Source organism: Streptomyces sp. 150FB (assembly GCF_000818195.1).
Lineage (GTDB): Bacteria > Actinomycetota > Actinomycetes > Streptomycetales > Streptomycetaceae > Streptomyces.
This window is the reverse complement of sequence record NZ_JTHL01000001.1, coordinates 6,028,123-6,033,145: the sequence shown is the minus strand read 5'-3', so window position 1 is coordinate 6,033,145 and position 5,023 is coordinate 6,028,123. Positions and strand designations below refer to the sequence as shown.

Sequence of the window (5,023 nt, the reverse complement as noted above, 5' to 3'; positions counted from 1 at the left end):
CAGGGCAGGCCTGGGACGCTCAGCGCCCCTGCGGGCGCCCCTGGGCGCGCCTCGCCAGCAGCCACGGCTCCACGATGCCGAGCCCGCGCACGGGCCGCTGCCACATCGGCTGGAGCGCGAAGCGGTAGGCGGGCGGCTCCTCGCCCTCCTTCTCGGCCTTCGCCGCGCTCTCCGCGGCCTGCGCCTCCGAGCCGGGCGCCTCGCGCGTACGGATCAGCTCCTCGGCGAGCGCGCCGTCGACCAGCACCGTGTCCTTGGGCGCTATCGACGTGAGGCGGCTCGCCAGATTCACCGTGGTCCCGAAGACGTCGCCCATGCGCGTGGTGACCGTGCCGAAAGCGATGCCGACGCGCAGCGCCGGCATCGTCTCGTCGTGCGCCATGGTCTCTATCAGCCGCAGCGCGATCTCCGCCGCGGTCCCCGCGTCGTCCGCCGCGTACAGGACCTCGTCTCCGAGGGTCTTGATCAGCCGGCCGCCGTGCGCGGCGACGAGGTCGGCGGAGGTCGTCTCGAACGCCTCGACCAGCTCGCCCAGCTCCTCCTCCTCCAGCCGCCGGGTCAGCCGGGTGAACCCGACGAGGTCGGCGAAGCCGACGGCGAGACGCCGGTCGACCATCTCCTCGTCGTCGGCGGCCTGCACGACCCGGCCCGTGGCCGCGGCGAGCTGGCGCCGCCACACGTACACGAGGAACTCCTCCAGCTCCGGCAGGAGCAGCTCCACCAGCGGGTACGTGACCTCCGTACGTGTCATTCCCGGCTCGGGCGGCTCCGTCAGCCCCTCCAGGAACGAATCGATCTGCCACTCGGCCAGTCGGGCGGTCGTCTGCCCCGTCGAGCGGGCGACCTGGATCGCCATCGGTTCGCTGAGCAGCCCGGCCTCGACGAGACCGGCGAGCCGCCGCAGCGCGAGGACGTCGGCCTCGGTGAGCGCCTTCGCCTGCCCGATGTCGGCGAAACCCATGGCGCGCCAGAAGCGGGAGGCGAGATCCATCGAGACGCCGGCGGTGCGGGCGGCCTGGAACGGCGTGTAGCGCCGCTCGGCGCCCAGGATCAACTGCTCCAGGCGGATCGCCAGCGGGTTGTCGGTCGGCTCGGCCGTGTGGTCGACGGCGTGGTGCGGGTTGGGGTGGCCCGAGGAGTCCGACGGCGGTCGCGGGTCGTCCGCGCCGGAAGTCGTGTCGTCGACGGTCACACGCCGCCTCCTGCCCGTTCCCTGCGCACTGCTCCTGCCGATCTGCCGATCTGGGGTCGATCCGGCTCAACGATACGGCAGGTGTGCCCTGGCTCACGTCGCGGTTCGCCCTCTTGGTCCCGGCGCGCTCGGGTCGGGGCGCCCCCCGGCGGGACGTACGGCGGACACCCGGGGTACGCCCGGCGCGCACGCGGCGGGCACCGGGCGGGACGTACCACCGGCATACGCCCCGCGCCGATGCCCGCCAGAACCTCAGGCCTCCGCCACCCGCAGATGCACGATGTCCCCGGCCGAGACCGGCATCTGCACGCCGTCCTCCGTGGCCAGCACCAGCCGCCCGTCCCCGTCGATCGCCACCGCCTCCCCCAGCAGCTCCCGTCCGCCGGGCAGCTCGGCCCGCACCCGGCGCCCCAGCGTCGCGCAGCCCGCCGCGTACGCCTCCTGGAGTCCCGAGACGGCCGGATCGCCGCCGGCCGCGCGCCAGTCGCCGTACCACTGCTCCAGCGTGCGGAGCACGGCCCGCAGCAGCGGGTCGCGGTCCAGGGAGGCCGCGTCGGCCAGTGCCAGCGAGCCCGCAGTCGGTACGGGCAGCTCGGACTCCCGGAGGGAGACGTTGAGGCCGATGCCGACGATCACCGCGTCGTCGCCGGACCGTTCGGCGAGGATCCCGCCGGCCTTCCGCTCCTCGCCGTCCACGGACACCAGCAGGTCGTTGGGCCATTTGAGGGAAGTGTCCACTCCGGCGGCGCGCGCCAGCGCCGTCGCGAGCGCGACGCCGGTGAGCAGCGGCAGCCACCCCCAGCGCTCCGTCGGCACATCGCGGCCCGGTCTGAGGAGTACGGAGAAGAAGATGCCCGAGCGGGCCGGCGCCGACCAGGTCCTGCCGAGCCGGCCGCGTCCCTCCGACTGCTCCTCGGCCACCAGCACGGCGCCCTCCGGCAGTCCCTCGGCGGCCCGCGCCGCCAGGTCGGAGTTGGTGGAACCGGTCGAGGGGACGACATCGAGCGAGGTCCACAGGCTGCCCGGCCTGACGAGGGCACGGCGCAGGGCGGTCGCGTTCAGCGGCGGCCGGTCCAGGTCGGACCAGCGTCCGCCGCCCGGGCCCGCCGGTGTGTTCGGGTCTGTCATGCAAGCCACCCTAGGTGTGTCAAACACCGCACTGCCGAACGGTATAGGCGCCGATACGCTACGGGTCGGTAGCAACCGACCCGTCCGAGCCGCACCCGAGACCCCGACCCCGTACCCGTCCCGAGACCCGTCCCCCGCACCCGCAACCCCGCAGGGAGCCGCACCCCGTATGTCCAGCCACACCACCGCGGGCAAGATCGCGGATCTACAGCGCCGTATCGATGAAGCCACGCACGCCGGCTCGGAGCGCGCTGTGGAGAAGCAGCACGCCAAGGGCAAGCTCACGGCCCGCGAGCGGATCGGCCTGCTGCTCGACGAGGGGTCGTTCGTCGAGATGGACGAGTTCGCCAGACACCGTTCGACGAATTTCGGGATCGAGAAGAACCGCCCGTACGGCGACGGCGTGGTCACCGGCTACGGCACGGTCGACGGCCGCCCGGTCTGCGTGTACTCCCAGGACTTCACGATCTTCGGCGGCTCGCTCGGCGAGGTCTACGGCGAGAAGATCGTCAAGGTCATGGACTTCGCGATGAAGACGGGCTGCCCCATCATCGGGATCAACGACGGCGGCGGCGCCCGCATCCAGGAGGGCGTGGCCGCGCTCGGCCTCTTCGCCGAGATCTTCCGCCGCAATGTGCACGCCTCGGGCGTGGTGCCGCAGATCAGCCTGATCGTGGGCCCGTGTGCCGGCGGGGCGGTGTACTCCCCCGCCATCACCGACTTCACGGTGATGGTCGACCAGACCTCGCACATGTTCATCACGGGACCCGATGTCATCAAGACGGTCACCGGCGAGGACGTCGGCTTCGAGGAGCTGGGCGGCGCCCGTACGCACAACACGACGTCCGGCGTCGCGCACCATATGGCGGGCGACGAGAAGGACGCCGTCGAGTACGTCAAGTCCCTTCTCTCGTACCTCCCGTCGAACAATCTCTCCGAGCCGCCCGCCTTCCCCGAGGAGGCCCTGCTGGAGACGACGGACGAGGACCGCGAACTCGACACGCTGATCCCCGACTCGGCGAACCAGCCGTACGACATGCACACCGCGATCGAGCATGTGCTGGACGACGGTGAATTCCTGGAGACGCAGGCGCTGTTCGCGCCGAACATCCTCACCGGTTTCGGCCGGGTCGAGGGCTTTCCGGTCGGCGTCGTCGCCAACCAGCCGATGCAGTTCGCCGGTTGTCTGGACATCAACGCCAGTGAGAAGGCGGCGCGTTTCGTCCGGACGTGCGACGCATTCAATGTGCCGGTGCTGACCTTCGTGGATGTGCCGGGCTTCCTGCCGGGTGTGGACCAGGAGTACGGCGGCATCATCCGCCGCGGCGCCAAGCTGATCTACGCGTACGCCGAGGCGACGGTGCCGCTGATCACCGTGATCACCAGGAAGGCGTTCGGCGGCGCGTACGACGTGATGGGCTCCAAGCACCTCGGCGCCGACCTCAACGTGGCCTGGCCGACCGCCCAGATCGCCGTGATGGGCGCACAGGGCGCGGTGAACATCCTGCACCGCCGCACGATCGCGGCGGCCGGCGACGAGGCCGCGCAGGAGACCGCGCGCGCCGGTCTGATCCAGGAGTACGAGGACGCGCTGCTCAACCCGTACGTGGCGGCGGAGCGCGGCTACGTCGACGCGGTGATCATGCCGGCGGACACCCGGGCCCACATCGTGAAGGGGCTGCGCCAGTTGCGCACGAAGCGGGCGAGCCTGCCTCCGAAGAAGCACGGCAACATCCCCCTGTAGGAGGGAGCGGACGATGATCAGGGTCATAAGGGGAAACCCGACCCCAGAAGAGCTGGCCGCCGCCGTAGCGGTGGTCCAGGCACGCACCGCGGCAGCGGCGGACGACCCACCGGCCCCACCGCCGGCCCCGGCCGCCTGGTCGTCCCCGGCCAGAATCGCCCACCGCCCGCCGGCGCGGCCGGGGCCGGGCGCGTGGGCACGTACGTACTGGCCCGGTTAGTGCTTACGTAAATGTGACGGAAGATCAAAAAACCGCTCGGAGCGTTCGTCTCCGCCTACTCTCGCTTCGGTATTCACCTGCACGCCGAAGGGATTTCACGGAATGCCGAACGCTCCGAGCAACGTCGCGCCCAGGAGAATACCTGCCGCTCTGATCACCCGCGCCGGTCATCTCGCGAGCAGATACGGACTCGTCATCGTGATCGCCTGGATCGGGGCGGGCAAGTACGTCAAAATGGAGAGCCACGCGCTGATCATGGAAAGCCCGCTGATGAATTGGCTCTACGATTTCTTCAGCCAGGACGCACTGGCAGACACACTGGGCACCCTGGAAATCGTCACCGCCGCACTCATCGCGATCCGCCCCTTCTCACCACGGATCTCCGCCGTGGGGAGCGCCATCGCGATCGTGCTGTTCCTGGGGACGCTGAGCTTCCTTTTCACCACCCCCGGCGTCATCACCGAATTCGCCGGCCCCCTGCCCGTCCTGTCGGGCAAACCGGGCCAGTTCCTCCTGAAGGACCTGGTCCTGATCAGCGTATCGCTGTGGACCCTGGGCGAATCCCTAGAAGCGGCACGCACCAAGCAAGAGATGTAGCCGCACCTTCCGCCCCGCCCCGCCCCGGCAGACGCAACCGAAGCCTCAACAACAGGCCGCTGCCACACAATTCGCACGCGCCCCGCAGGGCAAGCAAGTGGCAGCCGGGAGCAAAGCAGCAGAACAAGCGAGCATCCCCGGG

Annotated in this window: 5 protein-coding genes; 3 read left to right on the top strand and 2 right to left on the bottom strand. The window is 70.5% G+C overall.

Going from position 1 to position 5,023, the window contains the following annotated elements; all coding sequences use genetic code 11:
• Positions 1-19: 19 nt before the first annotated feature.
• A complete protein-coding gene (locus QR77_RS26065) occupies positions 20-1,192 on the bottom strand; it encodes an adenylate/guanylate cyclase domain-containing protein (RefSeq protein WP_040024513.1) in 1,173 nt (390 codons plus the stop codon).
• A gap of 252 nt (positions 1,193-1,444) precedes the next feature.
• On the bottom strand, positions 1,445-2,320 hold the full coding sequence (locus QR77_RS26060; RefSeq protein ID WP_040024511.1) for a biotin--[acetyl-CoA-carboxylase] ligase: 876 nt from the start codon (positions 2,318-2,320) through the stop codon (positions 1,445-1,447).
• A gap of 169 nt (positions 2,321-2,489) precedes the next feature.
• On the opposite strand from QR77_RS26060, the gene QR77_RS26055 reads away from it, so the two are divergent.
• From QR77_RS26055 to QR77_RS26050, 3 genes are all read left to right on the top strand, one after another.
• Positions 2,490-4,064 carry an acyl-CoA carboxylase subunit beta gene (locus QR77_RS26055; protein ID WP_040024509.1) on the top strand — a complete coding sequence of 525 codons (1,575 nt, stop codon included), beginning with the start codon at positions 2,490-2,492 and terminating at the stop codon, positions 4,062-4,064.
• 13 nt (positions 4,065-4,077) lie between these two features.
• Positions 4,078-4,284 (top strand): acyl-CoA carboxylase epsilon subunit, encoded by a 207-nt coding sequence (locus QR77_RS44030; protein WP_078877140.1) that lies wholly within the window; start codon positions 4,078-4,080, stop codon positions 4,282-4,284.
• Positions 4,285-4,386: 102 nt separating this feature from the next.
• A complete protein-coding gene (locus tag QR77_RS26050) occupies positions 4,387-4,881 on the top strand; it encodes a DUF417 family protein (protein WP_107068988.1) in 495 nt (164 codons plus the stop codon).
• The last annotated feature ends 142 nt before the right edge of the window (positions 4,882-5,023 follow it).

What these genes read in the sequence shown, in the direction of transcription:
- QR77_RS26055 (WP_040024509.1), top strand. Translation starts at nt 2,490, where the DNA reads ATGTCCAGCCACACCACCGCGGGCAAGATCGCGGATCTACAGCGCCGT.
- QR77_RS26050 (WP_107068988.1), top strand. Translation starts at nt 4,387, where the DNA reads ATGCCGAACGCTCCGAGCAACGTCGCGCCCAGGAGAATACCTGCCGCT.
- QR77_RS26060 (WP_040024511.1), bottom strand. Translation starts at nt 2,320, where the DNA reads ATGACAGACCCGAACACACCGGCGGGCCCGGGCGGCGGACGCTGGTCC.
- QR77_RS44030 (WP_078877140.1), top strand. Translation starts at nt 4,078, where the DNA reads ATGATCAGGGTCATAAGGGGAAACCCGACCCCAGAAGAGCTGGCCGCC.